The sequence below is a fragment of the Ruegeria sp. F5 genome, assembly GCF_056533845.1.
The window spans coordinates 91,029-114,355 of record NZ_JBQFOU010000012.1; the positions used below are offsets into that span (position 1 = coordinate 91,029).

Sequence of the window (23,327 nt, forward strand, 5' to 3'; positions counted from 1 at the left end):
GAAATATACGCTTCTCAACCGGATAACGGGGCGAAAAAGGACTGTGGCATCCTTGCACCAATTTGATCTCAATGAGGCCAATGGACTTATGCCAAGCTTGCGTGAAGGGGGCAAAAAGAGCGAAACGGTGTCCGTGCTGAGACATGTGCAGAGGCATGTGTCGAGTAGAAAATTTTGAAACCGAGGGAAACAAGATGAAAAAAGTTCTCTTCGCAACGACGGCGCTGATGGCGACCGCTAGCGTTGCAGCAGCTGAAGTGAAATTCAGCGGTTACGGCCGTTTTGGTCTGGGTTACGCAGAAGACCGTTCCGGTGACGTGGTCGTCCTGACCACCTCAACAACCGCAGCTGGTGGTACAACAATCACCACTGCTGGCACCACTGGCCCTGTTGACACTGACGACACCATCCTGGTCTCGCGCTTCCGTCTGAACATCGACGGCATCGTTGAAACCGACGGTGGCGTACGCTTCGAAGGTCGTGTTCGTCTGCAGGCTGACGAAGACAGCGGCAACGGCGAAGCCAACGAAGCTGGCCTCAACGGCGCACGCTTCTCGGTCATCTTCGGCGGCCTGCGTGTTGACGCAGGCAACGTTGCAGGTGCCTTCGACAACCTGGCAAACTACTACGGTAACGAAGTTGGTCTGGAACTGTTCGCCGGTCAGTACTCGGGCGTTGACTATGACTTCCTGGCCTACTCGTCGACCGGTTCAGGTGCGAACGCTGTGTTCTTCCAGTACGCAGTTGGCGATTTCGCCTTCGGCGCATCCTATGACCAGCAAACAATCGTTGCCGGCGTAGGCGGCAGCGTTGAAGACGCTGACCGTTGGGACATCAGCGCGACTTACACCTTCAACAACATCACTGCAGCCGTTGCATACGGTGAAACCAGCGGTGCTGGCTCGGTTAGCTCGCAGAGCCTGGCCGTTCTGACCCTGGGCGCAGAGTTCGGCGACTTCTCGGGTACTCTGTTCGTTGCGGACGATGACGTTGTCAACGACACCTTCAACGGTACCGCGTACGGTCTGTCGGCTGCCTACAACCTGGGCGCTGCAACCACCCTGCTGTTCACCTACGGTGACGGTTCGGCTGACGGCGACCTTCAGCAGATCGCTGTTGGTGCCATCTACGACCTGGGTGGCGGTGCATCGCTGCGTGGCGGTATTGGCCGCAACGACTGCGACATCTGCTCGAGCGACCAGATCGTTGCTGACTTCGGTGCTCAGTTCAACTTCTAAGTTGGTCTGAACCACAAAGTTTAGGGGCGGGTCTTCGGACCCGCCCTTTTCTTTTGCGCCAACATGGTGTTTTCCTGCGCGTAAGACAGATTGAGGACCGCCATGTCGCTGCAAGACATCTCTGCCCGCATTACAAATGCCGAAGCCAGCGCCGGGCGGGGGCCCGGGTCAGTCAAGCTGATAGCCGTGTCCAAGGTGCAGCCCAACGACCGGGTGCAAGCGGTTCTGGAACAGGGGCATCGCTGTTTCGGCGAGAACCGGGTTCAGGAAGCGGCCGGAAAATGGCCCGCCTTCAAAGAGCAGTTCGAGGGCATCGATCTGCATCTGATCGGCCCGCTCCAGACCAACAAAGCCCGGCAGGCGATGGAGCTGTGTGACGCGATCCACTCGGTCGACCGGCCAAAACTGGCCAAAACTCTGGCCCGTCTGGCGCAGGAAATCGGCGCTTGCCCGGATCTGTTCATTCAGGTCAACACCGGGGAAGAGGAGCAGAAGGCCGGGGTTCTGCCCTCGGACGCGGATGCGTTCATTGCCGAATGCCAGGGCCTTGATCTGCCGGTTCGCGGTCTGATGTGCATCCCTCCGATCGAGGAAGAACCGTCGCTGCATTTTGCGCTGCTGGCCAAAATTGCTGCGCGCAACGGGCTGGATGGCCTGTCGATGGGGATGAGCAGCGATTTTGAACAGGCCATCGCGTTGGGCGCCACCCATGTCCGGGTCGGGTCTGCGATTTTCGGCGAGCGGGTCAAACCGCAGGAATGATCAGGCGCGTGCCGGGCGCAATCCGGCCTGCGATCCAGCGCAGATGATCGCGCCTGAATGCCACGCAGCCCTCGGTCGGATACCCCGGACGCCGCCATTGGTGCAAAAATATCGCCGATCCCATGCCGGGCACCGCATTTGGCCAGTTCCAGTCGGTGATCACCACCAGATCATAAAGCGGGTCCGCCCGGCGCAGCTTTTCATGGCTGAACGGATAGGGCGCGCGCACCAACTGGTTGTAGTCCTCGTCGGACATATCGTCCGACCATAGGTCCGATGGCCCGATGGGTCTTGCCCAGCGCACGGGCGCGGCGATCCGGTCTGGCCGGTACAGCATTCCGACAATGCGATGCACCCCTGTTGGGGTTGCCCCGTCGCCTTCGCGTTTGGAATTGCTCAACCCGCCTTTCCCGATTGCGCAGGGAAACATCCGGCCCCAAAACCGCACCCCTTGGGGGGTCAGAACCAGATCGTCCGGCGTCACAGTAAATGCCCGGATTTGGCAGCTTTCGTCGCCAGATAACCACGATTATGGGCGGTTTCCCCAACTTTCAGCGGGACGCGTTCGGTCACTGCGATACCCGTGCGTTCCATCATCGCGATCTTGGCAGGGTTGTTGGTCAGCAACCGGACCGAGGTAAAGCCCAGTGATTTCAGGATGTCCGAGCCCAGGCGGAAGTCCCGCTCGTCATCCTCGAACCCCAGCCGGTGGTTGGCCTCAACCGTGTCAAACCCCTGGTCCTGCAGGAAATACGCGCGCATCTTGTTTGCCAGCCCGATGCCGCGCCCCTCCTGATTCAGATACAGCAGCACACCGGCGCCCTCAGAGCCCATCTGCGCCAGCGCGCCGCGCAATTGCGGGCCGCAATCGCATTTCAGACTGCCCATCAGGTCGCCGGTGAAACAGGCGGAATGCAGCCGCGCCAGAACCGGCTTGTCGCGGTCGGGGCGGCCGATCTCGACCGCGTAATGTTCCTCGCCGCCATCCTCGGGGCGGAAAACGTGCAGGCGTCCGGCCTCGGACACCTCCATCGGCAGCCGGGCGGCGACCACCGGGTGCAATGCACTGCGCGCCGCCAGATGCGGTGCGGCGCGGGTGTGATCGATGCAGGTCAGCCCGTGCGCCGGCGCAAAGGAGCGACCATCTTCGACCGGCACCACAACCACCGCAGGCAGAAGCCGCGCGGATTTGGTCAGCGCGATGGCCAGCCGGTGCAGATTGGCACTGCCCTGCCGGTCCGTCATCAGCGGGCCCTTCATCGGGGTGTTCAGATCGTCCGAAGGGTCGGCCACGGCCTGCACCCAGCCGATATCCGCATCCGCCGGGATCAGCACCCGCGCCAGATCGCCATCATAGGCGCGCGCTTTCAGCGTTTCCGCCCGCCGCCCGGTGATCGCAACCACCGGATCGCCGCCCAGCCCCCGCAGATCGGCCAGCCGCTGCGCCCCCAGCGTTTCGGTCGCAGCCGCAAGCACGCTGACCCCGCTGTCATCGGTCAGGACCACCGGAACCCCCATGCGCAGATCCGCGCGGGCGCGTGCCAGCAGCTCGGTTATGTCGGGGATGAGACTCATCTGTGTTACCCTATAACGTTCACCGCCTCTGGTACTGCTTTCGAATAGAAATGTGAAACATTTCCTCCGCGTCCGACACGAAGGCGTGAGGCGGTTGCAGCAAATCTTGCTGATTGCATATTCCACGCGCAAGTGATGGAAAAGGCTTAGGAGGACCGGGAAATGGCTCAGCTCAAGAAAATCCTGCTGGTGGATGACGACGCAGACCTGCGCGAAGCGCTCAGCGAACAGCTTGTTATGACCGAGGATTTCGATGTGTTCGAAGCATCAGACGGTCAATCCGCGATGGAACGCGCGCGCGAGGCGATTTACGATCTGGTTATTCTCGACGTGGGCCTGCCCGACACAGACGGGCGCGAGCTGTGCCGCCTGATGCGCAAACAAGGCGTCAAAAGCCCGATCCTGATGCTGACCGGACATGACAGCGACGCCGACACGATTTTGGGCCTGGATGCGGGCGCGAATGATTATGTCTCGAAGCCGTTCAAGTTCCCGGTGCTTCTGGCCCGTATCCGTGCACAACTGCGTCAGCATGAACAATCCGAGGATGCGGTCTTTGTCCTTGGCCCCTACACGTTCAAACCCGCGATGAAGATGCTGATCACCGAAGAGGATCGCAAGATACGTCTGACCGAGAAAGAGACCAACATCCTCAAGTTCCTGTACCGCTCGACCGACGGCGTGGTCGCCCGCGATGTGCTGCTGCACGAGGTCTGGGGCTACAACGCCGGTGTCACGACCCACACGCTGGAAACCCATATCTACCGTCTGCGGCAGAAGATCGAGCCCGATCCGTCCAATGCGCGCCTTTTGGTCACAGAATCCGGCGGATATCGCCTTGTCTCTTGATCAACGGTAGATTGACGTGGATCAAAGTGATACTCTGTAAACAAGTTTAGTTTACACCCATCCCGCGCATGTCCGGGTTATGACATGCACCTCCCTGTTGGACTGCCGGGCCTTATGGCCCGGCTTTTTTTGTGCAGTTTCGGTGCCTTTTGGGTCCCCGCACCGGGATGAACAGCGTTGCGATTCCTCAAATGTTCATGTAATGTTCTGCATAGCTTTAGTTGGGAGGTATTCTGGTGATTCAGGGAAGTTGCTTTTGCGGGGCCGTCGAATTTCAGTTGGCCCGTGAACCGTCCGTTATGGGCACATGTCATTGCTCGCGCTGCCGAAAAGCCGGGGCCAGCACGATTGTATTCGTCAAGAAAGAAGACCTGACCTGGGTTAAGGGTAAGGAAAATGTCGCCTTTTACCGACCGGGCCCGCCTTACAAATATGGCAGATGTTTCTGCAAAACCTGCGGTACGTCTTTGGGTGAGATTCTGTCAGAGGAAGACAGTTTCCCGATTGCCGCAAATGCGCTGGACACAACGCTAAGCCTCAAGGTGCAATTCCACGAGTTTGTGTCCGAGAAACCGGATTGGTACGAGATTTGCGATGACGCACCCCAGTCCGAAGGGCATCCCACATAGCCCGGATTTTTCCGATGGCACCTGAACCGGCACCACGCTAGGGTGCGCCAACCGCGACAGAGGAACATTTTCCATGCCCTTCACCCTTGCCACCTGGAACATCAACTCGGTCCGTCTGCGCGAACCTATCGTGCTGAAATTGCTGCAGGAAGAAGCGCCCGATGTGTTGTGTCTGCAGGAATGCAAGTCTCCGGTCGAGAAAATCCCGACCGAGGGGTTCGCGGCGCTGGGTTACACCCACATGATCGCGCGGGGGCAAAAGGGGTATAACGGCGTCGCCATCCTGTCGCGCCTGCCGATGGAAGAGGTCGGTGACAAGGATTTCGCCGGTCTGGGCCATGCGCGCCATATTGCGGGTCGTTTGGAAAACGGCGTGACGATCCACAATTTCTATGTGCCTGCGGGCGGCGATATCCCGGATCGCGAAAAGAACGAGAAATTCGGCCAGAAACTGGATTACCTGACCGATATGCGCGACTGGTTCCATGCCGAGAAACCGGAAAAATCTATCCTCGTCGGCGACCTGAACATCGCCCCGCGTGAAGATGATGTCTGGTCGCACAAGCAGTTGCTCAAAGTGGTCTCGCACACACCGATCGAGGTCGAAACACTGGCCGAAACACAGGATGCGGGCGGTTGGATCGATATCACACGCAAGGATATCCCCGAGGGTCGGTTGTATAGTTGGTGGTCCTACCGCGCGCGCGACTGGGACGCCGCCGACAAAGGGCGGCGCTTGGATCACGTCTGGGCCACGCCCGATATCTCGAACGCCGGTCATTCCAGCCGCATCCTGCGCGATGCGCGCGGGTGGGAGAAACCCAGCGATCACGCCCCGGTCTTTGCAACATTCGACCTGTGATTGTGCAACTCTGCACTTGGTTTCTGTCCCGCTCGGTTGCATATAGGGCGCAAATTCGAACGAAAGAGTGATTGCCATGGACCTTCTGAACCCCGCAGCCGGACCTGAGACCACCGATCTGATCAAGGACGGGTCCGAGGCCACCTTTATGGCCGACGTTATCGAGGCATCGCAGGACACGCCGGTGATCGTCGATTTCTGGGCCCCCTGGTGCGGCCCGTGCAAAACGCTTGGCCCGCAACTGGAAGAGGCTGTAGCCGCCGCAAAAGGTGCGGTGAAGATGGTCAAGATCAATGTGGATGAGGCGCAGATGATCGCCTCGCAAATGCGCATCCAATCAATCCCGACCGTCTATGCCTTCTTCAAGGGCCAGCCGGTGGATGGGTTTCAGGGCGCTTTGCCGGGGTCCGAGGTCAAGGCTTTTGTCGACCGTGTGATCGAAGCCGGGGGCGGCGAAAGCCCCGGTGGCCAGTTGGATGACGCCGTGCAGGCCGCCGAGGAAATGCTGGCGGAAGGGGCGGCGGTGGATGCGGCGCAGACCTTCTCGGCCATTCTGGGCGAAGACCCGAACCACGCAGCCGCCTATGGCGGGCTGGTCCGTGCGCATATCGCGGCGGGGGATCTGGATCAGGCCGAGGCGATCCTGAACGGCGCACCCGCCGAAATTTCAGATGCGCCTGAACTCGAGGCCGCCCATGCGCAGCTTGAACTGGCGAAACAGGCCGCTGATGCCGGTCCCGTGGCCGATCTGACCGCGGCGGTCGAAGCGGATGCCGACAACCATCAGGCGCGGTTCGATCTGGCGCAGGCGCTGCACGCCAATGGCGATGTGGAAGAGGCCGTGGCGCAATTGCTGGAACTGTTCCGGCGGGATCGCGAATGGAATGACGGTGCCGCCAAGGCGCAGCTGTTCACGATCTTCGACGCGCTCAAGCCCAACGATCCGATTGTTCTGAATGGGCGGCGCAAGCTCAGCTCGATGATATTTGCCTAATTTCTGATCAGAGCTACACTCGGATACATGATGCATCCCGCTGACCTGCCGGATACGGTATCCGTTTTTCCATTGCCCGGGGCGCTGCTGCTGCCCCGTTCGCGCTTGCCGCTGCATATCTTCGAGCCGCGCTACCTGCAGATGCTGGATGACGCGCTCAGGACCAAAGAGCGGCTGATCGGCATGGTCCAGCCCAACCCCTCGATCAGCGATGACAGCAAATTGCACCAGATCGGTTGCGCCGGTCGCGTGACCCAGTTTTCCGAAACCGAAGACGGTCGCTATCTGATCACCCTGACCGGTGTGTCGCGGTTCCGTATCCGGGCCGAGCCGGATGCCTTCACCCCCTATCGCCGCTGCGAAGTTGCGTGGGACGGGTTCGACCGCGATCTGGGCAAGGCCGAGAAGGACGACAATTTCAACCGCACCCGGTTTCTGACCTTGCTGGAACGTTTCTTTTCCTCGCGCCACCTGTCCACGGATTGGGATTCGCTGAAGGATGCCGATGACGAATTGCTGGTCAACTCGCTGTCGATGCTGCTGGATTTCGACCCCGAGGACAAACAGGCCCTGCTCGAGGCTCCGTGCCTGCGCACACGGCGCGAGACCCTGGTGACACTGATCGAGTTTGCACTGCGCGGCGGCTCAAATGAGGAAACACTGCAATGAGCACCCCCGAACACGCCTTTGACCGCCACATGCTCGAGGCGCTGATCTGCCCGCAGACCCACACCACCCTGCATTACGATGCTGACAAACAGGAACTGGTGTCCAAAGCCGCCGGTCTGGCCTTTCCGATCCGCAACGGGATTCCGGTGATGCTGGTGGATGAGGCGCGCGAGTTGGATTAGATTGAGCGGCCTTGCAGCAGTTTCGGCAGGTCTCCGGTCAGCCCGGCGGCCTCGCGCACGAAACCGCGGCGCAGGCCGGGCAGTGATCCGACGATGCCCATGCCGATATCCCGGCCCATCCGCAATAGCGGATTGTCGTTGGAAAACAGCCTGTTGAACACATCTGTCGCCATTGCCAGCGAAGCGGTGTCGAACCGCCGCCATTCCTGATAGCGCTCCAGCACCAGCACGGATCCGATGTCCTCGCCGCGCCGTCCGGCGAGGGTCAGAACCTCGGCCAGCGCGCCCACATCGCGCAGACCCGCGTTCAGACCCTGGCCTGCAATGGGGTGCATGCCGTGGGCCGCGTCGCCGACCAGCGCGAGGTGATCCGCGACGAAGGAATTGGCGATGGTCAGGTTCAGCGGATAGGTGAATCGATCGCCCTGCAAGCGGATCTCGCCCAGAAAATCGCCGAAGCGGGGGCGCAGGACCTGTAGATAGTCGGCCTCGGACATGGCATTGATGCGGTGCGCGGTCTCGGTGCGTTCGCTCCAGACAATGGAACTGCGGTTGCCGGTCAGTGGCAGGATGGCCAGGGGGCCCGGCGGCATGAAGAACTGATGCGCGATGCCGTGATGGGGCAGGTCATGCTCGATGGCGCAAACCAGCGCGGTCTGGCCGTAATCCCAGCCGGTCCGTTTGATCCCCGCCCGCGCGGCGGTGCCGCTGCGGCGTCCGTCACAGCCGACCACCAAGTGGCCCGAAACGGTTGACCCGTCATCAAGGGTCAGCGACACGCCCGCCACATCGATCTGTTGTGAAACAACCGTCTTGCCGCTGATCTGGGTGATGCGCTTTTCCTCGCCCATCGCGTCCAGAAAGGCGCGGCGCAGGTGGCGATCCTCAACCATGTAACCCATCGGGCCTTCTTCGATTTCCGCATGGTCGAAATGCATGAAAAACGGCGACGGGCCCGCGCCCGCATGGCCGTCGGTTACCTTGATCTCCAGCATCGGCTGGGCGTGGTCGGCGACGCGGTCCCACACACCAATCGCATCCAGCAGCCGTTGCGAGGCCAGCGCCAGCGCGTAAGCCCGCCCGTCAAAGGCGGCATTCTTGCGCACTTTCCCGGTCAGAGAATCGATCACGGTGACGGAATGCCCCGTTTGCGCCAATGCCAGAGCCAGTGCCGGGCCGTTCAGGCCGCCGCCAACGATCAGGATATCCGAAGCCGTGTTCATGCCCGCACTATGCGCGCCCTTTCGGGATTGTCCATGTGCGGTCCTGTCGCTACCGTCCGGATCAGGCGGAAAATCCGAAGGGGGGCGAGATGCAGGATTGGCTGACCATGACAGCATGCGATCTGGGGCGCGGTATCGGCATGGGCCAGATCGACCCGGTCGAACTGACCGAGACCTATCTGAGCGCGATTGACGACCATCCCCATCGCGACCGCATCTATGCCCGCGTCACCCATGACCGGGCGCGGGCCGAGGCGAAAGCGGCCAAGGAACGGGCGGGCCTTGGCCTGCGGCGTTCCCTGCTGGATGGGGTGCCGATCAGTTGGAAGGATTTGTTCGACACCGCCGGGACCGCGACCGAGGCCGGATCGGCGCTGCTGAAAGGCCGTGTTCCGGACGCGGATGCGATTGTGCTGCGCAATGCCACCGCGATGGGCACGGTGTGTCTGGGCAAAACGCATATGAGCGAACTGGCCTTTTCGGGGCTGGGTCTGAACCCGATCACCGAAACCCCGCCCTGCATTGATGATGAGGACGCGGTGCCCGGAGGCTCGTCTTCCGGCGCTGCGGCGTCGGTTGCTTGGAATCTGGCAGCTGGTGGTATCGGCTCGGACACCGGCGGGTCGGTGCGCATACCTGCGGCGTGGAACAATCTGGTCGGTCTGAAAACCACCGCCGGGCGGATCAGCCTTGAGGGGGCCGTGCCGCTGTGCCTGCGGTTCGACACCGTTGGCCCGATTGCGCGCTCGGTCGAGGATGCGGCCCATATGCTGGCGGCGTTAGAGGGTGGAAGCCCGGCCGACCTGCGGGGTGCCTCGCTGCAAGGCCGCCGGTTCGCCGATCTTCAAAACGTCGTCAAAGACGATCTGCGTGATGCGCCGGGGCGGGCCTATGACGACGCATTGGCCCGCCTCAGGGAGGCAGGGGCCGAAATCGTCCCGCTGGACGTGCCGGAACTGAATGAGGCGATGGGCCTGACCGGGGTTCTCTATACCACCGAAGCCTACGGATTGTGGCGGGACGTGATCGAGGCGAACCCCGGGGCGATGTATCCCGAAATCCTCGAACGGTTCCGCATGGGCAAAGGGTTTTCGGGGCCGGAGTACGTGGCCGCGTGGTCAAAGCTCAAGGCCTGCCGCACCGCATGGGATGCGGCCACCGCCGGGTTTGACGCGGTCCTCGCCCCGACTGCCCCGATTCTGCCGCCCAATCTGGAGCGCCTGATGAACGATCACGACTATTACGTGACCGAGAACCTGCTGGCCCTGCGCAACACCCGGATCGCCAATCTGATGGGGCTGGCCGCGCTGACCCTGCCCACCGGAACCCCCGGTTGCGGGCTGATGATGCTGGGCTATCCGGGCTCGGAAGAGGCGCTTTTGCGGCTGGGGTCCGCGGCGGAAACCGCGCTGGCCTGAATGCCACAATCCCCTGATTCGGAACCTCTTTGTCTGGACGAAGGGGGCCTTGGGCTGTAATCTGCCAAAAAAACGGGGCGCCAATGACCCCGATATTGAGGCAGTAGTTATGGATTTCCCCGAGCGGTTTTCGGACCTACCGGAATATGCATTCCCGCGTCTGCGCACCCTGTTGGATCATCACCAGCCGGGTGGCGATGTGATTCATATGACCATCGGCGCGCCAATGCATGAATTCCCGGCCTGGGTCCCGGATGTGATCGCGGAAAACGCTGCCGGGTTTCAGGGCTATCCGCCAAACGAAGGCTCGCCCGAGCTGCGCGGCGCGATCACCGGCTGGATCAAGCGCCGTTATGGCGTGACAATGGACCCCGAAACCAACGTGATGGCCCTGAATGGCACGCGCGAGGGGCTTTACAACGCCGCGATGGCGCTTTGCCCCGAACAGAAGAACGGGCAGAAGCCGGTCGTTCTGTGCCCGAACCCGTTTTATCAGGTCTACATGGTCGCCTCGATCTCGGTCGGGGCCGAGCCGGTTTTTGTGCCCGCAACCGCCGCAACCGGGCACCTGCCCGACTATGCCGGACTGCCCGCAGAGGTGCTGAACCGCACCGCTGTGGCCTATATCTGCTCACCCGCCAACCCGCAGGGGGCTGTCGCGTCGCGCGAATATTGGGCGGACCTGATCAGTCTGGCCGAGACCTATGATTTCCGCATCTTCGCCGATGAATGCTATTCCGAGATTTACCGCGACGAGGCCCCAACCGGTATTCTGACCGTGGCGCAAGAGCTTGGGGCCGACCCGGAGCGGATCACCCTGTTCAACTCGCTGTCGAAACGGTCGAACCTGGCCGGGCTGCGCTCGGGCCTGATTGCAGGCGGGCCGGAAACGATCCGGCGGGTCAAACAGTTGCGCAGCTACGCGGGCGCGCCCTTGCCGCTGCCGCTGCAGGCTGCGTCGGCCAAGGTCTGGGCGGACGAAGCCCATGTTGCCGAGAACCGCGCGCTTTATCAGGAAAAATACGCCATCGCGGATCGAGTCTTTGCAGGGGTGCAGGGCTATATGCCGCCCGAGGCCGGGTTTTTCCTGTGGCTGCCGGTGGAAAACGGCGAGGAAACCGCATTGAAGCTGTGGCAGCAGACCGGCGTACGGGTCCTGCCGGGCGCATATCTTTCTCAGGGCGATCCGGGGCAAAACCCGGGCGAGCATTTTATCCGGGTCGCGATGGTGGCCCCAAAAACAGAGATGGAGCGCGGGCTGATCACGCTGCGCGACTGCATCTATTTGTGAGGTACGAGGGCAAAATGGCATCATTGAACGCGCGCAACCGCGACCCGTTACTGGACAGCACCACGCAGGCGGCCATCGAACGGCGCAGCAAGGAACTGATCGGGATTGCCCTGATCCTGCTGGGGCTGGCCGCCGCCGCGATGATCTGGTCTTACACGCCGGATGATCCGAACTGGATGGTATCGACCGACGCGCCGGTGCAGAACTGGATGGGACGGGTCGGCGCTTCGATCGCCGCGCCGCTGTTCATGATTGTCGGTTGGGGAAGCTGGGGTATTGCGCTGGTTCTGATCGGCTGGGGCCTGCGCTTTGCGGGTCATTTTGGTGAAGATCGCGCCGTTGCGCGGCTGATCTTTGCGCCGATCTGGATCGCTGTCGTTTCCGTCTATGCCGCGACGCTGGTGCCCGGCGATGCCTGGCGCGCAACACACAGCTATGGGCTGGGCGGGCTCTTTGGCGACACGGTGATGGGCGCGTTGCTGACGCTGTTGCCGATCTCCTCGCATTTTCTGGTTAAGCTGATGTCGCTGGCGATGGCGTTCGGCATGCTGGCTCTGGGCGTGTTTGTGCTGGGCTTTACCCGGGCCGATGTCCGGCGTGGGCTGCGGGCATTCCTGCTTGGCCTGGTGATGTCCTACGACATGCTGATGAACCTGCTGGGTCGCGGGGCCTCGGCCACCGCGCAGGCCGCGCGGGATCGCCGTTCGCAATGGGAAGACCGTCGCGCTGCGCGTCTTGAGCCTGCGTTTGACGACGACATGGCCTATGCCGACCCGCTGTTTGAGGATGACGAGGAGGAGGCACCGGAACCCGCACCCAAGATGGGTCTGCTGGCCCGCATGCCGGGGCTGATCCGCCGCCCCGATCCGATGCCGGAACCGGAACTGATCGATCCCGAGCCAGTTCACGGCTTTGACGAGATGCCCGGTGAAGATCGCATCCGGTCAAAAATCTCTGCCGCCGTGCGCAATCGCAAGGTTGCTACGGGAGAGATGGCCCCGGAACCCGATCCGAACCTGCCGCTGACCAAAGGCCGGGGCAGGGGGCCGGACCCGCTGATCCTGAACCGGGGCGTGGAAGACGGCTTGCCGCCTGAACCGCCGGTCACGTTGGACGGTCTGCCGCCCGAGCCGGTGCTGTCTGCGGATGTCGCGCCTGCATGGCAGGAGCCGGAGCATGACGACTATGCGCCCGAGCCCGACTATGACGACGACGCGGTGTTCGACGATGAGCCCGCGCCGCAACAGCGCCCGGCGATGAAAATCCCGGTGGCCGAACCGCGCAAGCCGGTGGTCGCGCAGCCTGTGCGCCGGACCCCGCAGCCCTCGCGCCGCGCGCAGGCCGAGGCGCAGCCCGCGCTGTCATTCGAGGACAAGCATTCCGATTTCGAACTGCCCCCCCTGGGCCTTTTGTCGAACCCGGCCAACATCCAGCGCCACCACCTGAGCGATGAGGCACTGGAAGAAAACGCGCGGATGCTGGAAAACGTGCTGGACGACTATGGCGTCAAGGGTGAGATCGTCAGCGTCCGCCCCGGCCCCGTTGTCACCATGTACGAACTGGAGCCTGCTCCGGGTCTGAAAGCCAGCCGGGTGATCGGCCTTGCAGACGATATCGCGCGCTCGATGTCGGCCCTGTCGGCGCGGGTTTCGACCCTGCCGGGCCGCTCGGTGATCGGTATCGAACTGCCCAACGAAAACCGCGAGATGGTGGTGCTGCGTGAGATTCTCGCCAGCCGCGATTTTGGCGATGGCAACCACGCGCTGCCGCTGGCCTTGGGCAAGGATATCGGCGGTGAGTCTGTGGTGGCGAACCTTGCGAAAATGCCTCACCTGCTGATCGCGGGGACCACCGGGTCCGGTAAATCGGTGGCGATCAACACGATGATCCTGTCGCTGCTCTATAAGCTGACACCGGATGAATGCCGCCTGATCATGATCGACCCAAAGATGCTGGAACTTTCTGTCTATGACGGCATCCCGCATCTGCTGTCGCCCGTTGTCACCGACCCGAAAAAGGCGGTTGTGGCCCTGAAATGGGTCGTGGGCGAGATGGAGGATCGCTATCGCAAGATGTCCAAGATGGGCGTGCGCAACATCGCGGGCTACAACGGCCGCGTGAAAGACGCGCTGGCCAAGGGCGAGCTGTTCAGCCGCACGGTCCAGACCGGCTTTGACGACGAAACCGGCGAGCCGATGTTCGAGACCGAGGAATTCGCCCCCGAAGCGATGCCCTATATCGTCGTCATCGTCGACGAGATGGCCGATCTGATGATGGTGGCAGGCAAAGAGATCGAGGCCTGCATCCAGCGTCTGGCGCAGATGGCGCGGGCCTCGGGCATTCACCTGATCATGGCCACACAGCGCCCCTCGGTCGATGTGATCACCGGCACGATCAAGGCGAACTTCCCGACCCGGATCTCGTTTCAGGTCACCTCGAAAGTCGACAGCCGCACCATTCTGGGTGAGATGGGCGCCGAGCAACTGCTGGGGCAGGGCGACATGCTCTATATGGCGGGCGGGGCCAAGATCACCCGTTGCCACGGGCCATTTGTCTCGGACGAGGAAGTCGAGGAAATCGTCAACCACCTGAAACAGTTCGGTCCGCCCGATTACATGAGCGGCGTGGTCGATGGCCCGGCCGAGGAAAAGGCCGACAATATCGACGCCGTTCTGGGCCTGAACACCGGTGGCAACACCAATGGCGAGGATGCGCTGTACGACCAGGCGGTGGCGATTGTGATCAAGGATCGCAAATGCTCGACCTCGTACATTCAGCGGAAACTCGCCATCGGGTACAACAAGGCCGCCCGGCTGGTTGAGCAGATGGAGGACGAAGGCGTTGTTTCGGCGGCAAATCACGTCGGCAAACGCGAAATCCTGGTCCCCGAGCAATAGGATATTTAATAACAAGGGCAGAGCGCCTATCTGTGAGCCATGAAACAGATTGCTTTTGCCCTTGCTCTGACACTGGCCGCGCCTGCCGCGTGGGCCGCCGACAAGCTGCCTTTGTCGCAGATTTCCAATTATCTGAACGGGCTGAAAACCGTTCAGACCACCTTTACGCAGGTCAATGACGACGGTTCGCTGAGTACCGGAAAGCTCTGGCTGGAACGTCCGGGCAAGATGCGGTTCGAATATGACCCGCCCAACAGCGCGGTGGTGCTGGCCCGGTCCGGCAGCGTCAAAATCTTCGACCCCAAATCAAACCAGCCGCCCGAGCAATACCCGCTGAGACGGACCCCGCTGTCGCTGGTGCTGGCGCGGAATGTGAATCTGGGTCAGGCGAATATGGTTGTGGGCCATGATTTCGATGGCACTGCCACGGTGGTGACCGCGCAGGACCCCAAAAACCCCGACTCGGGGCGGATCGAGCTGATGTTCACCGACAACCCGGTCGAGCTGCGCAAATGGGTGATCCACGACAATGCGGGCGGCCAGACCACGGTGCTGCTGGGTGCGCTGACCGAAGGCGGTCAACTGGATCAGAACCTGTTTTCAAGCAGAACAAGAAGCGGGTCTGGCAACCGCTGACCCGCCTTAAGGCTTAGTGCCGGCAGGTCGCCAGCTGCGCCTGATACAGGTTGGCACGCGCATCCACGTCATTGGCAACATTCAGCAGCCATGATTTGCCGTTGTGGCTGCCGCGCGCATAGCCGGTGTGACCTTCGTGATAGGCCAGATACTGGTTGCGCGTGTCGGACGGATGAATGCCGTTCCGCTCGTAGCTTTTGTTCATGTACCAGCCGATGAAATCCGAGGCATCCCGGATGCGGTCCCGCTTGGCCCGGCGTTTGCCGGTTTCGCGCTGGTACTGATCCCAGGTGCCGTCCAGCGCCTGACCATAGCCATAGGCGCTGCTTTGGCGACCCATCGGAATGACGCCCAGCACATATCTGTGCGGCGTGCGCGCATCGTGGCGATAGCGGCTTTCCTGATAGATCGTCGCCATCTGGACGTGGACCGGCACGCCCCATTTGCGTTCGGTGCTTTTGAACGCCCTGATGTAATCGGGCTTTTCACGCGCAATGCTGCACGCGTCATTCAGTTTGCTGGGCGGTTGTTTCGAACCACCCCCACAGGATGCCAAAAGCAGCACCCCGAAGAGTACGATAAGAATTCTGCTCATGTGCCTCGTGCCTTTTTTCCGCATTCTAGCGCAGATTGAGCGCCGAGGAAATCACAATCGCTACAGAACCATAGCCAGAACCATCGGCAGCGCTGCGACCGACAACAGGGTCGAGACCATGACCATCCCCGCCACAGCGTCCGCATCCGCCCCGAATCGTTCCGCCAGCAGATAGGATGTGACCGCGACCGGGGTGCACATCTGCAGAACCAGAACGCCAAAGGCGACGGACTCCAGTTCGAACGCGGCGGCTACGGCCCAGCCAAGCCCGAAGCATACGGCCAGTTTCAGCAGCGACAGCCACACCGCCCGCCCCAAGTTATGCGTGCTGAGCCGCGCAACCGCAACGCCGACGGTCACCAGCATCAGCGGCACCGCCATCTGCCCCAGCAGATCAAGTGTGTTGGTCAGGAACACAGGCGTCTCCCACCCGCGCCACAGAAACAGCGCGCCCAGGATGGTCGCCCAGACCATCGGCTGGCGCATCACCTGCCCGAACGCGCCTTTGCCCGCGACAAGGTAGATCCCGTAAGTGAATGAAAACAGGATGGATACGGCCAGAAACAGCACCGCATAGCCCAGCCCGGCCTGACCAAAGGCAAACAGGCACAGCGGCAGGCCAAGATTGCCGGTATTGCCGAAAATCAGCGGCGACAGATAGGTGCGCTGATCCAGTTTCAAGACCCGGACCAGGACCCAGAACACCGCCACCAAAGCCAGGTTGGCGACAAGGGTTGCGACCGTGAAGCGCGACAGATCGCCGCCCGAAATCTCGGATTGCATCAGCGCGACGAAGATCAGGCTTGGCAGCGCAAGGGTCATGCCGAACCGCGTAACGAATTGAAGCCGATACTCGAATCCCAGCCGGACCCATGCAAAACCGATGCCCGCCAGAAGAAAGACCGGGGCCGCAATTTCGAACACTGTCAGTAGAAGGTTCACAGACTGTTTCCCCGAAATTCGGATCAATGATTGGATTTTCTGCCCGAAAACAGGTAGTAAATGCTTTGGGGGCATAAACAAATGCTAAAGACACGCGCCAAGTACGGCCTGGGACAGGTGGTCCGTCACAAGAAACATCCCTTTCGAGGGGTGATCTTTGACGTGGACCCAGAGTTTTCGAATACCGAAGAATGGTACGAAGCTATTCCCGAGGACAGCCGGCCCATCAAGGAACAGCCGTTTTACCACCTGTTGGCGGAAAACGACCAATCCTTCTATGTGGCTTATGTTTCAGAACAAAATCTGGTCGCCGACTATTCCGGCGAACCGGTCGAACACCCGGATATCCCAAACATGTTCGGCCCGTTCGAGGACGGGTCCTACCCGCTGCATTTCCATCTGAATTGATTCAGTCCGGCGTCCGCCTTTAGGCGGGTGAGATTTCAATATCCCAACGCGCATCCGTCTTTTCTGGGGTCGCTTGCCCCCTCAAGAACACCGTCATCCCGGATTCGGATCGCTTGCGCTCCACCCAAGGGGGTTTCCGGGTGCTCAATAGTGTGCCCCATTTCCGATAATTGTTTCGCGACCTGTGCCGGGAAGCCACGTTCGACCATTAGAACCGGCCCGTCGGCAAAGGCGCGGGGGGCGTCGATCGCCTCCTGCAGGTCCATGCCGAAATCCGTAAGGTTCGACACAAACCGCGCGTGGCCGGTGGGCTGATATGCCCCGCCCATGACGCCAAATGGCATCAGCACGCGCCCGCCCTGTTTCAGCAGGCCGGGGATGATCGTGTGCATCGGGCGTTTGCCGCCGCCCAGCTCATTCGGATGACCCGGCTGCAGATTGAACCCCGCCCCCCGGTTCTGCAGCAGAATGCCGTATTTTTCCGAGGCAATGCCGGATCCAAAACTGTGGAAGATCGAATAGATCAGCGACACCGCCATTCTGTCCCGGTCGACCACGGTGATATAGACCGTGTCCTTGTGGATCGCCTCGGTCAGCGGGGCGGCGGCGGGCATTGCGGCCTTCGGGTCGATCAAAGCGGCCAGCTTGGCAGCGGTGTCGGGGTCGAGGAGCCGGTCCACACCGGCCATGTGATCGGGGTCAGCAATGAACCGGTTGCGGGCGTCATAGGCCAGCTTGGAGGCCTCGGCTTCGATATGCACCCGTTCCGCACCAAGCGGGTCCATGGCGGACAGGTCGAAATGTTTGAGAATGTTCAGCAGCAAGATCGCCGTCGCGCCTTGCCCGTTCGGTGGATGCTCGACAAGGTCGATGCCCTGATAATCCCCGCTCAGCGGTTCAGCCGGGGTGCAGCGGGTGGTCTGAAAGTCTTCCGCCGTGTGCAGGCCACCCATCGCCGACAGGGCCAACACCATGTCCTGCGCAATCTCGCCCGAATAGAACGCGTCGGGCCCGTGTTTCGAGATCTGGCGTAGAACCTCAGCCTGGCCGGGGGCGCGGAATATCTGGCCGGTGCCCGGTACCTTGCCGTTGATCAGATAGTGGCTGCGCGCCGCACCCTGCAGCGTGTCAGCCCCGCTTTGCCAGTCGAATGCCACGCGCGGGGCCACCGGAACGCCCTGTTCCGCATAGCGAATCGCGGGCTGCAGAATCGCATCCAGACCCAAACACCCCTCGGAGTCGGCCAGATGGCAAAACGCATCCACCGCGCCCGGTATCGTCACTGCATCGGCGCTGTTCAGGGGCACGGCAGACAGGCCCTGGTCCCGCAACCTGTCGGCACTGGCCGCTGCTGGGGCACGGCCCGACCCGTTCAGCGCGCGCACGTCACTTTCACCGGCGCGGTTGAACAACACAAAGCAATCGCCGCCCAACCCCGTCATCTGCGGCTCACAAATGCCCAGCACCACCGCCCCGGCAATCGCCGCATCCATCGCGTTGCCGCCTTGCCCCAGAATGTCGAGCGCAACCTTTGCAGCCAGCGGATGCGATGTCGCACACATCCCCTCGGTGGCCAGAACTTCGGACCGGCCCGGTTTGTGCAAATCCCGCATATTACCCCTCCTGTTGCCTGCAACGGGGCGAAGGTAAAACCTGATCCGGTATTGTCCAGCAATTTAAGGGGGGGGAAGTTCCTCGGCGCCGGTCACTGGGTGGGGGCTGTGATTAATGGCGCCGAGGGAAGCTATCTGAGCTACAAGACTAGGTATGATGCTGGTTTTGGGCGCTACAATGGTTCGAAAGAGGCCTTATTGTGGCCATTTGCGGTCAATCATGGCGGTCAAAGTCAAAGCGCAGGGACAGCAGGTTGCATCCCTGACGCCGCTCATACCGGATATCGCTTGTCAGTTGGTGGATCAGAAACCAGCCAAACCCGCCCTCGGGCAGGTCCTGAACCGATGATCCGATCTGCGCCGGAACCCCGTCGGGCGGCTGGCACCCCGGCAGCGGGTTCCCGGTATCCGTGATCAGGATGTCCAACTGATCCTGATCCAGCCTGCACGACACCTGAACCTTCGTCGCCGCGATCCCGGCATAGGCGTGTTCCACCACGTTGTTGATCGCCTCTGCCAATGCAATCCTGACATCGCCGGCCATGTGCGCAGGCAGACCCTGCTTTGCCAACCCGGTGCTGAGTTGCGCAATGCCCGCGCTGGCCTCGGACGCGGTTGCGGGGAAGGTCAGTTCCATACGGGTTTCATCACATGCGGGTTTCACACGCTCACTCCTGCCGAAGTCAGTCCACAGGGTCTGACACCGCGTCGTCCAATGTGGCGAACAGCCTGAAGACCGTGTCCATGCGCGTCAGGCGAAACACCTTTTCGACAACCGGCTGCAGACCGGCCAGATCCAGCCTGCGATCCTGCCCCAGTTGCTTCATCGAGGCGACAATCGCACCCAATCCGCTGGAATCGATGAATTCGACCCCCGACAGGTCCAGCACAACCCGAGTCGCATCCGCCTCGGTCTCGCTGCGCATGTCTTCCTTGAACTGAATGGCCATTGCCGCATCGATCCGGTCGGCATGGACCGTGATAACCTGTGTTGTGCCGGTCGTTGTGCTGGTCAGCCCCATGGTCAACCGCCCCTCAATCTGAAACTGCGTCGTAAAAATACGCTAGACGGCAAATCTTACCAATCGGTATTCATGCTCGGACAAGCAGGAGGAAAACCGGGATGAAAGACGTCGTGATCGTAGGGGCCGCCCGCACACCGATGGGCGGGTTTCAGGGCATGTTCGACGGGGTCGCCGCCGCCGATCTGGGCGGCACCGCGATCCGCGCAGCGCTGCAACAGGCCAACACGCAAACGGTGGATGAGGTCCTGATGGGCTGCGTCCTGCCTGCCGGTCAGGGCCAGGCCCCCGCGCGACAGGCCGGATTCGCGGCGGGGCTTGGCGAAGAGGTGCCCGCCACAACGCTCAACAAGATGTGCGGGTCGGGGATGAAGGCGGCGATGATCGCCTTTGACCAGATCGCGCTGGGCCACGCCGACACGATGGTCGCAGGCGGGATGGAAAGCATGACCAACGCGCCCTACCTGCTGCCTAAAATGCGCGGCGGAGCCCGCATCGGCCATGGTCAGGTGGTCGATCACATGTTCCTCGACGGGCTCGAGGATGCCTATGACAAGGGCCGCCTGATGGGCACCTTTGCCGAAGACTGCGCCGAAACCTATCAGTTCACCCGCGAGGCGCAGGACGAATACGCCCTGAAATCCCTGTCAAATGCCCTGGCTGCTCAGGAAAGCGGCGCATTCGACGATGAAATCACCCCGGTCCTCGTCCAAACCCGCAAGGGAGAGGTCACGCAGGGTGCCGATGAGCAGCCAAAATCCGCCCGGCCCGAGAAAATCCCGACCCTGAAACCCGCCTTCCGCAAGGACGGGACGGTGACAGCGGCCAATTCCTCGTCGATCTCTGATGGTGCCGCTGCGCTGGTTCTGGCCTCTGCTGATGCCGCCGAGGCGCAGGGTCTGGCGGTGCGCGCCCGCATTCTTGGGCACGCAAGCCATGCCCAGGCACCGGGCCTGTTCACCACGGCACCGATTCCCGCGGCGCAAAAACTGCTGTCGCGCATCGGCTGGAGCAAGGATGACGTGGATCTGTGGGAGGTCAACGAAGCCTTCGCCGTCGTCCCCATGGCCTTCATGCAGGAAATGGGTCTGCCGCGCGAAAAGGTGAACGTGAACGGTGGGGCCTGTGCACTCGGGCACCCGATCGGCGCATCCGGGGCACGGATCATGGTCACACTGCTGAACGCGCTGGAAAAACGAGATCTCAAACGCGGAGTCGCAGCAATATGCATCGGCGGCGGCGAAGGTACGGCCATCGCCATCGAACGGGTTTGACGCTTCATCTTTTTCCAAATACTCCGGGGGTGAATTGAGCCGCAGGCTCAAGAGGGGGCAGCGCCCCCACCCCTCAGACCCCAAGAAACCCTGCCATGACCGTTGACTACGACACGCTGACCAAGACCATCGCCGCCCTGACCGAAGGCGAGACCGACCAGATCGCCCTGATGGCGACCATCGCCTGCGAGGTTCATCATGCCGATGATCGGTGCGACTGGACCGGGTTCTACCGGGTGACCGAGCCCGATCTGCTGAAGATCGGACCCTATCAGGGCGGTCACGGATGCCTCGTCATCCCCTTCGACCGCGGCGTGTGCGGCGCGGCGGCCCGGACGGGCGAGGCTCAGCTGGTCCCGGATGTGGACGCCTTTCCGGACCATATCGCCTGCGCAAGCTCAACCCGGTCCGAACTGGTTCTGCCGGTGCGCGACGCCCGGGGCGAGGTCATTGCGGTCTTTGACATCGACAGCGACCAGCCGGATGCGTTCGATCAGAATGACGCAGATCGGTTGAGTGCGATTCTGGCCCAAGTGTTCGAGGTGTGATCCAGCGCCTGCTGCGTCGCGAACATAGCCAGATCATGTATCTGATGGCCTGAGGGGGCAGATCCATGGCAGCCTCGGGCAATCAGGCCTGTCACTGAAACCCGGTTTCAGGTCATTGAATCAGAGCAGGGTTGAATAGCAGAACACATCCGGCGGCCTGAAATCCAAGAATGGCAAATAGCCACGCGGAAAACCCGCGTTTGCGCGTCTTGTGCCTGAATATCCACCGTCCCGGCACTGCGCCGGGGCTGCCTCCCAAGGCGGCCAGCAACAGCAGTCTGCGTTCGGCAATTCTGCGCTTGCGCCGCCCCGCCCGGGCCTTGTCCCAGCCAAAAGCCATCAAAGTCAGGGCGTTGATCGCCCATAGGTACATCACCGCAATCCACATGCGGACCCATTAGCCATGCCACGTGCGAAGCGCAAATGAAAAAACGCTTGGAAATTTCACCGATTCGCGCCATCGTGAAAAACACGATGAAATTTTCATGAGAGTCGGAGCCGCCCGTGAATTCCCAAGCCCCAAACAGCGCGACTCTGGGTGCGGATATCCGGGCCCTGCGCAAGGCGCGGGGCCTGACTCTGACCGAGATTGCCGAAAAGCTGAACCGGTCGGTCGGGTGGATCAGTCAGGTCGAACGCGACATGTCCGACCCGTCGATTTCGGACCTGCGGCAGATCGCGGATTGCCTGGGGGTACCGATGTCGATGCTGTTCGCCCATTCCGCCGCCCCGGTCGAGGAACAGGGCTATGTGGTGCGCACCGGCACGCGCCGCCCGATGGGGTCGAACAAAGAGGGGCTGATCGAAGAACTGCTCTCGCCCGATCTGACCGATGATTTCGAGATGGTCTATTCCACCTTCGAGCCCCAGTCCCGGATGCAGACCCCGGCACATCGCCCCACGCAGGAGGTCGGCTACATGTTATCCGGCCAACTGGACCTGACCATCGGCGGGCGATCTTTCACGGTTGGCGAGGGTGACAGTTTCCGCATCAAACACGAACCCTATACATGGGCCAACCCCTACGATGCGCCTGCCGTGGCGATCTGGGTCATCGCCCCGCCGGTGTATTGATGAGTTTCGAGGCCTGGACCATATTCGCGCTGTTCTGGGTGGTGTTCGTCACCACGCCGGGGCCGAACGCGGTCAATTGCATCTCGAACGGGATGAGCCTGCCTTTCGGCAAGGCCATGCTGGGCGTGCTGGCGATTCTGACACAGGCCAGCGCGTTCCTGATCCTGTCGGCGCTAGGGATCACGGCGCTGATCGCCGCGTCCCCGACCGGGTTTTTCATGGCCAAGCTGATCGGCGCAGGATTTCTGATCTGGATGGGCATTCGCGGCTGGATGAACGCCGCCAAACCCGCGCCCGCCTCGGAACGGCCGGCGCGGCATGTTTACCTGCACGCGCTGGCCGTTGCCACGATCAACCCCAAAAGCGTGGCCGGATACCTTGCCGCGTTTTCGCAATTCGTTCAGCCCGGGGTGCCGATCTGGCAGCAGATGTCGATCATCATGCCCACCGCTCTGATCATCACGACGCTCAGCTATACCGGGTTCACCCTGCTGGGCGCGCTGATGGGCCGCGCAGCACTTGGTGCGGTGTTCAACATCTGGGTGCGCCGCGTGATGGCGGCCTGTTTTATCATCTACGGCGTGTTGCTGGGCACCAGCACAACGCCCGCAGCAAGGGGGTAGCGA

The 23,327-nt window shown here is 61.6% G+C and carries 26 protein-coding genes; 17 read left to right on the forward strand and 9 right to left on the reverse strand.

The genetic code is table 11. The features are described 5' to 3' along the window. Positions 1–194 precede the first annotated feature (194 nt). Positions 195–1,238 carry a porin gene (locus ACR0K1_RS17705; protein ID WP_480615700.1) on the forward strand — a complete coding sequence of 348 codons (1,044 nt, stop codon included), beginning with the start codon at positions 195–197 and terminating at the stop codon, positions 1,236–1,238. A gap of 102 nt (positions 1,239–1,340) precedes the next feature. After that, entirely contained in the window at positions 1,341–2,000 is a 660-nt protein-coding gene (locus ACR0K1_RS17710) for a YggS family pyridoxal phosphate-dependent enzyme (RefSeq protein ID WP_480615702.1), read from the forward strand. Here ACR0K1_RS17710 and ACR0K1_RS17715 read toward each other — a convergent pair. Together ACR0K1_RS17715 and ribA are read right to left on the reverse strand one after the other, a co-directional pair. Then, positions 1,984–2,484 (reverse strand): L,D-transpeptidase family protein, encoded by a 501-nt coding sequence (locus tag ACR0K1_RS17715; protein WP_480851382.1) that lies wholly within the window; start codon positions 2,482–2,484, stop codon positions 1,984–1,986. The genes ACR0K1_RS17710 and ACR0K1_RS17715 overlap by 17 nt on opposite strands. Beyond that, on the reverse strand, positions 2,481–3,575 hold the full coding sequence (gene ribA / locus ACR0K1_RS17720; protein WP_480851383.1) for a GTP cyclohydrolase II: 1,095 nt from the start codon (positions 3,573–3,575) through the stop codon (positions 2,481–2,483). Before ribA ends, ACR0K1_RS17715 begins: the two co-directional genes overlap by 4 nt. Before the next feature lie 162 nt (positions 3,576–3,737). Between ribA and ACR0K1_RS17725 the strand changes: the two genes are divergently transcribed. The 6 genes from ACR0K1_RS17725 (at position 3,738) to ACR0K1_RS17750 (ending at position 7,760) form a co-directional block, all read left to right on the forward strand. Continuing rightward, positions 3,738–4,424, forward strand: coding sequence for a response regulator transcription factor (locus ACR0K1_RS17725; RefSeq protein WP_480851384.1), 687 nt, complete (start codon positions 3,738–3,740; stop codon positions 4,422–4,424). 236 nt (positions 4,425–4,660) lie between these two features. After that, positions 4,661–5,053: a GFA family protein gene (locus ACR0K1_RS17730; protein WP_480615708.1), complete on the forward strand. Its 393-nt coding sequence runs from the start codon at positions 4,661–4,663 to the stop codon at positions 5,051–5,053. A gap of 73 nt (positions 5,054–5,126) precedes the next feature. Beyond that, positions 5,127–5,915 (forward strand): exodeoxyribonuclease III, encoded by a 789-nt coding sequence (locus tag ACR0K1_RS17735; RefSeq protein ID WP_480615710.1) that lies wholly within the window; start codon positions 5,127–5,129, stop codon positions 5,913–5,915. A gap of 76 nt (positions 5,916–5,991) precedes the next feature. Continuing rightward, positions 5,992–6,909, forward strand: a complete 918-nt coding sequence (gene trxA, locus ACR0K1_RS17740; RefSeq protein WP_480615712.1) for a thioredoxin — start codon at positions 5,992–5,994, stop codon at positions 6,907–6,909. Positions 6,910–6,936: 27 nt separating this feature from the next. Beyond that, positions 6,937–7,578 (forward strand): LON peptidase substrate-binding domain-containing protein, encoded by a 642-nt coding sequence (locus ACR0K1_RS17745; RefSeq protein ID WP_480615714.1) that lies wholly within the window; start codon positions 6,937–6,939, stop codon positions 7,576–7,578. Next, a complete protein-coding gene (locus ACR0K1_RS17750) occupies positions 7,575–7,760 on the forward strand; it encodes a Trm112 family protein (protein ID WP_480615716.1) in 186 nt (61 codons plus the stop codon). Before ACR0K1_RS17745 ends, ACR0K1_RS17750 begins: the two co-directional genes overlap by 4 nt. On the opposite strand, the gene ACR0K1_RS17755 is transcribed toward ACR0K1_RS17750, so the two are convergent. After that, positions 7,757–8,983, reverse strand: a complete 1,227-nt coding sequence (locus ACR0K1_RS17755; RefSeq protein ID WP_480615718.1) for an FAD-dependent monooxygenase — start codon at positions 8,981–8,983, stop codon at positions 7,757–7,759. The two genes, ACR0K1_RS17750 and ACR0K1_RS17755, sit on opposite strands and share 4 nt — an antisense overlap. A gap of 89 nt (positions 8,984–9,072) precedes the next feature. Here ACR0K1_RS17755 and ACR0K1_RS17760 point away from each other — a divergent pair, with 89 nt between their 5' ends. The 4 genes from ACR0K1_RS17760 to ACR0K1_RS17775 all read left to right on the forward strand — a co-directional run bounded on the left by ACR0K1_RS17760 (position 9,073) and on the right by ACR0K1_RS17775 (position 15,225). Then, positions 9,073–10,401 carry an amidase gene (locus ACR0K1_RS17760; protein ID WP_480615720.1) on the forward strand — a complete coding sequence of 443 codons (1,329 nt, stop codon included), beginning with the start codon at positions 9,073–9,075 and terminating at the stop codon, positions 10,399–10,401. Positions 10,402–10,510: 109 nt separating this feature from the next. Then, positions 10,511–11,692 carry an aminotransferase class I/II-fold pyridoxal phosphate-dependent enzyme gene (locus ACR0K1_RS17765; RefSeq protein ID WP_480615722.1) on the forward strand — a complete coding sequence of 394 codons (1,182 nt, stop codon included), beginning with the start codon at positions 10,511–10,513 and terminating at the stop codon, positions 11,690–11,692. 14 nt (positions 11,693–11,706) lie between these two features. After that, a complete protein-coding gene (locus tag ACR0K1_RS17770; protein ID WP_480615724.1) occupies positions 11,707–14,589 on the forward strand; it encodes a DNA translocase FtsK in 2,883 nt (960 codons plus the stop codon). A gap of 39 nt (positions 14,590–14,628) precedes the next feature. Beyond that, positions 14,629–15,225: a LolA family protein gene (locus ACR0K1_RS17775; protein ID WP_480615726.1), complete on the forward strand. Its 597-nt coding sequence runs from the start codon at positions 14,629–14,631 to the stop codon at positions 15,223–15,225. Positions 15,226–15,238: 13 nt separating this feature from the next. Here ACR0K1_RS17775 and ACR0K1_RS17780 read toward each other — a convergent pair whose 3' ends face one another. Both ACR0K1_RS17780 and ACR0K1_RS17785 read right to left on the reverse strand, forming a co-directional pair. Then, positions 15,239–15,820: a transglycosylase SLT domain-containing protein gene (locus ACR0K1_RS17780; RefSeq protein ID WP_480615728.1), complete on the reverse strand. Its 582-nt coding sequence runs from the start codon at positions 15,818–15,820 to the stop codon at positions 15,239–15,241. Positions 15,821–15,880: 60 nt separating this feature from the next. Beyond that, on the reverse strand, positions 15,881–16,762 hold the full coding sequence (locus ACR0K1_RS17785; RefSeq protein WP_480851385.1) for an AEC family transporter: 882 nt from the start codon (positions 16,760–16,762) through the stop codon (positions 15,881–15,883). Between the two features lie 81 nt (positions 16,763–16,843). Here ACR0K1_RS17785 and hspQ point away from each other — a divergent pair, with 81 nt between their 5' ends. Then, positions 16,844–17,170 (forward strand): heat shock protein HspQ, encoded by a 327-nt coding sequence (gene hspQ / locus ACR0K1_RS17790; RefSeq protein ID WP_480615732.1) that lies wholly within the window; start codon positions 16,844–16,846, stop codon positions 17,168–17,170. A gap of 35 nt (positions 17,171–17,205) precedes the next feature. Here hspQ and ggt read toward each other — a convergent pair whose 3' ends face one another. The 3 genes from ggt to ACR0K1_RS17805 form a co-directional block, all read right to left on the reverse strand. Then, complete coding sequence (gene ggt / locus ACR0K1_RS17795) at positions 17,206–18,783, reverse strand: gamma-glutamyltransferase (RefSeq protein ID WP_480851386.1); 1,578 nt, start codon at positions 18,781–18,783, stop codon at positions 17,206–17,208. 214 nt (positions 18,784–18,997) lie between these two features. Next, on the reverse strand, positions 18,998–19,447 hold the full coding sequence (locus ACR0K1_RS17800) for an ATP-binding protein (RefSeq protein WP_480615736.1): 450 nt from the start codon (positions 19,445–19,447) through the stop codon (positions 18,998–19,000). Between the two features lie 19 nt (positions 19,448–19,466). Next, positions 19,467–19,805, reverse strand: a complete 339-nt coding sequence (locus ACR0K1_RS17805; protein WP_480615738.1) for an STAS domain-containing protein — start codon at positions 19,803–19,805, stop codon at positions 19,467–19,469. Positions 19,806–19,906: 101 nt separating this feature from the next. On the opposite strand from ACR0K1_RS17805, the gene ACR0K1_RS17810 reads away from it, so the two are divergent. Further along, on the forward strand, positions 19,907–21,079 hold the full coding sequence (locus ACR0K1_RS17810; protein WP_480615740.1) for a thiolase family protein: 1,173 nt from the start codon (positions 19,907–19,909) through the stop codon (positions 21,077–21,079). Positions 21,080–21,174: 95 nt separating this feature from the next. Continuing rightward, positions 21,175–21,627, forward strand: a complete 453-nt coding sequence (locus ACR0K1_RS17815) for a GAF domain-containing protein (RefSeq protein ID WP_480615742.1) — start codon at positions 21,175–21,177, stop codon at positions 21,625–21,627. A 112-nt stretch (positions 21,628–21,739) separates the two neighbouring features. Here ACR0K1_RS17815 and ACR0K1_RS17820 read toward each other — a convergent pair whose 3' ends face one another. Next, positions 21,740–22,015, reverse strand: coding sequence for a DUF1294 domain-containing protein (locus ACR0K1_RS17820; RefSeq protein ID WP_480615744.1), 276 nt, complete (start codon positions 22,013–22,015; stop codon positions 21,740–21,742). A gap of 116 nt (positions 22,016–22,131) precedes the next feature. Between ACR0K1_RS17820 and ACR0K1_RS17825 the strand changes: the two genes are divergently transcribed. Both ACR0K1_RS17825 and ACR0K1_RS17830 read left to right on the forward strand, forming a co-directional pair. Beyond that, complete coding sequence (locus ACR0K1_RS17825; protein ID WP_480615746.1) at positions 22,132–22,701, forward strand: helix-turn-helix domain-containing protein; 570 nt, start codon at positions 22,132–22,134, stop codon at positions 22,699–22,701. Then, entirely contained in the window at positions 22,701–23,324 is a 624-nt protein-coding gene (locus ACR0K1_RS17830) for a LysE family translocator (protein WP_480851387.1), read from the forward strand. The genes ACR0K1_RS17825 and ACR0K1_RS17830 overlap by 1 nt, the downstream gene beginning before the upstream one ends. Positions 23,325–23,327 lie beyond the last annotated feature (3 nt).

Excerpts from the sequence above, each read along its gene's own strand:
- ACR0K1_RS17705 (WP_480615700.1), top strand. The coding sequence starts at position 195 with ATGAAAAAAGTTCTCTTCGCAACGACGGCGCTGATGGCGACCGCTAGC.
- ACR0K1_RS17710 (WP_480615702.1), top strand. The coding sequence starts at position 1,341 with ATGTCGCTGCAAGACATCTCTGCCCGCATTACAAATGCCGAAGCCAGC.
- ribA (WP_480851383.1), bottom strand. The coding sequence starts at position 3,575 with ATGAGTCTCATCCCCGACATAACCGAGCTGCTGGCACGCGCCCGCGCG.
- ACR0K1_RS17725 (WP_480851384.1), top strand. The coding sequence starts at position 3,738 with ATGGCTCAGCTCAAGAAAATCCTGCTGGTGGATGACGACGCAGACCTG.
- ACR0K1_RS17735 (WP_480615710.1), top strand. The coding sequence starts at position 5,127 with ATGCCCTTCACCCTTGCCACCTGGAACATCAACTCGGTCCGTCTGCGC.
- trxA (WP_480615712.1), top strand. The coding sequence starts at position 5,992 with ATGGACCTTCTGAACCCCGCAGCCGGACCTGAGACCACCGATCTGATC.
- ACR0K1_RS17745 (WP_480615714.1), top strand. The coding sequence starts at position 6,937 with ATGATGCATCCCGCTGACCTGCCGGATACGGTATCCGTTTTTCCATTG.
- ACR0K1_RS17750 (WP_480615716.1), top strand. The coding sequence starts at position 7,575 with ATGAGCACCCCCGAACACGCCTTTGACCGCCACATGCTCGAGGCGCTG.
- ACR0K1_RS17755 (WP_480615718.1), bottom strand. The coding sequence starts at position 8,983 with ATGAACACGGCTTCGGATATCCTGATCGTTGGCGGCGGCCTGAACGGC.
- ACR0K1_RS17760 (WP_480615720.1), top strand. The coding sequence starts at position 9,073 with ATGCAGGATTGGCTGACCATGACAGCATGCGATCTGGGGCGCGGTATC.
- ACR0K1_RS17765 (WP_480615722.1), top strand. The coding sequence starts at position 10,511 with ATGGATTTCCCCGAGCGGTTTTCGGACCTACCGGAATATGCATTCCCG.
- ACR0K1_RS17770 (WP_480615724.1), top strand. The coding sequence starts at position 11,707 with ATGGCATCATTGAACGCGCGCAACCGCGACCCGTTACTGGACAGCACC.
- ACR0K1_RS17775 (WP_480615726.1), top strand. The coding sequence starts at position 14,629 with ATGAAACAGATTGCTTTTGCCCTTGCTCTGACACTGGCCGCGCCTGCC.
- ACR0K1_RS17780 (WP_480615728.1), bottom strand. The coding sequence starts at position 15,820 with ATGAGCAGAATTCTTATCGTACTCTTCGGGGTGCTGCTTTTGGCATCC.
- hspQ (WP_480615732.1), top strand. The coding sequence starts at position 16,844 with ATGCTAAAGACACGCGCCAAGTACGGCCTGGGACAGGTGGTCCGTCAC.
- ggt (WP_480851386.1), bottom strand. The coding sequence starts at position 18,783 with ATGCGGGATTTGCACAAACCGGGCCGGTCCGAAGTTCTGGCCACCGAG.
- ACR0K1_RS17805 (WP_480615738.1), bottom strand. The coding sequence starts at position 19,805 with ATGGGGCTGACCAGCACAACGACCGGCACAACACAGGTTATCACGGTC.
- ACR0K1_RS17810 (WP_480615740.1), top strand. The coding sequence starts at position 19,907 with ATGAAAGACGTCGTGATCGTAGGGGCCGCCCGCACACCGATGGGCGGG.
- ACR0K1_RS17815 (WP_480615742.1), top strand. The coding sequence starts at position 21,175 with ATGACCGTTGACTACGACACGCTGACCAAGACCATCGCCGCCCTGACC.
- ACR0K1_RS17820 (WP_480615744.1), bottom strand. The coding sequence starts at position 22,015 with ATGTGGATTGCGGTGATGTACCTATGGGCGATCAACGCCCTGACTTTG.
- ACR0K1_RS17830 (WP_480851387.1), top strand. The coding sequence starts at position 22,701 with ATGAGTTTCGAGGCCTGGACCATATTCGCGCTGTTCTGGGTGGTGTTC.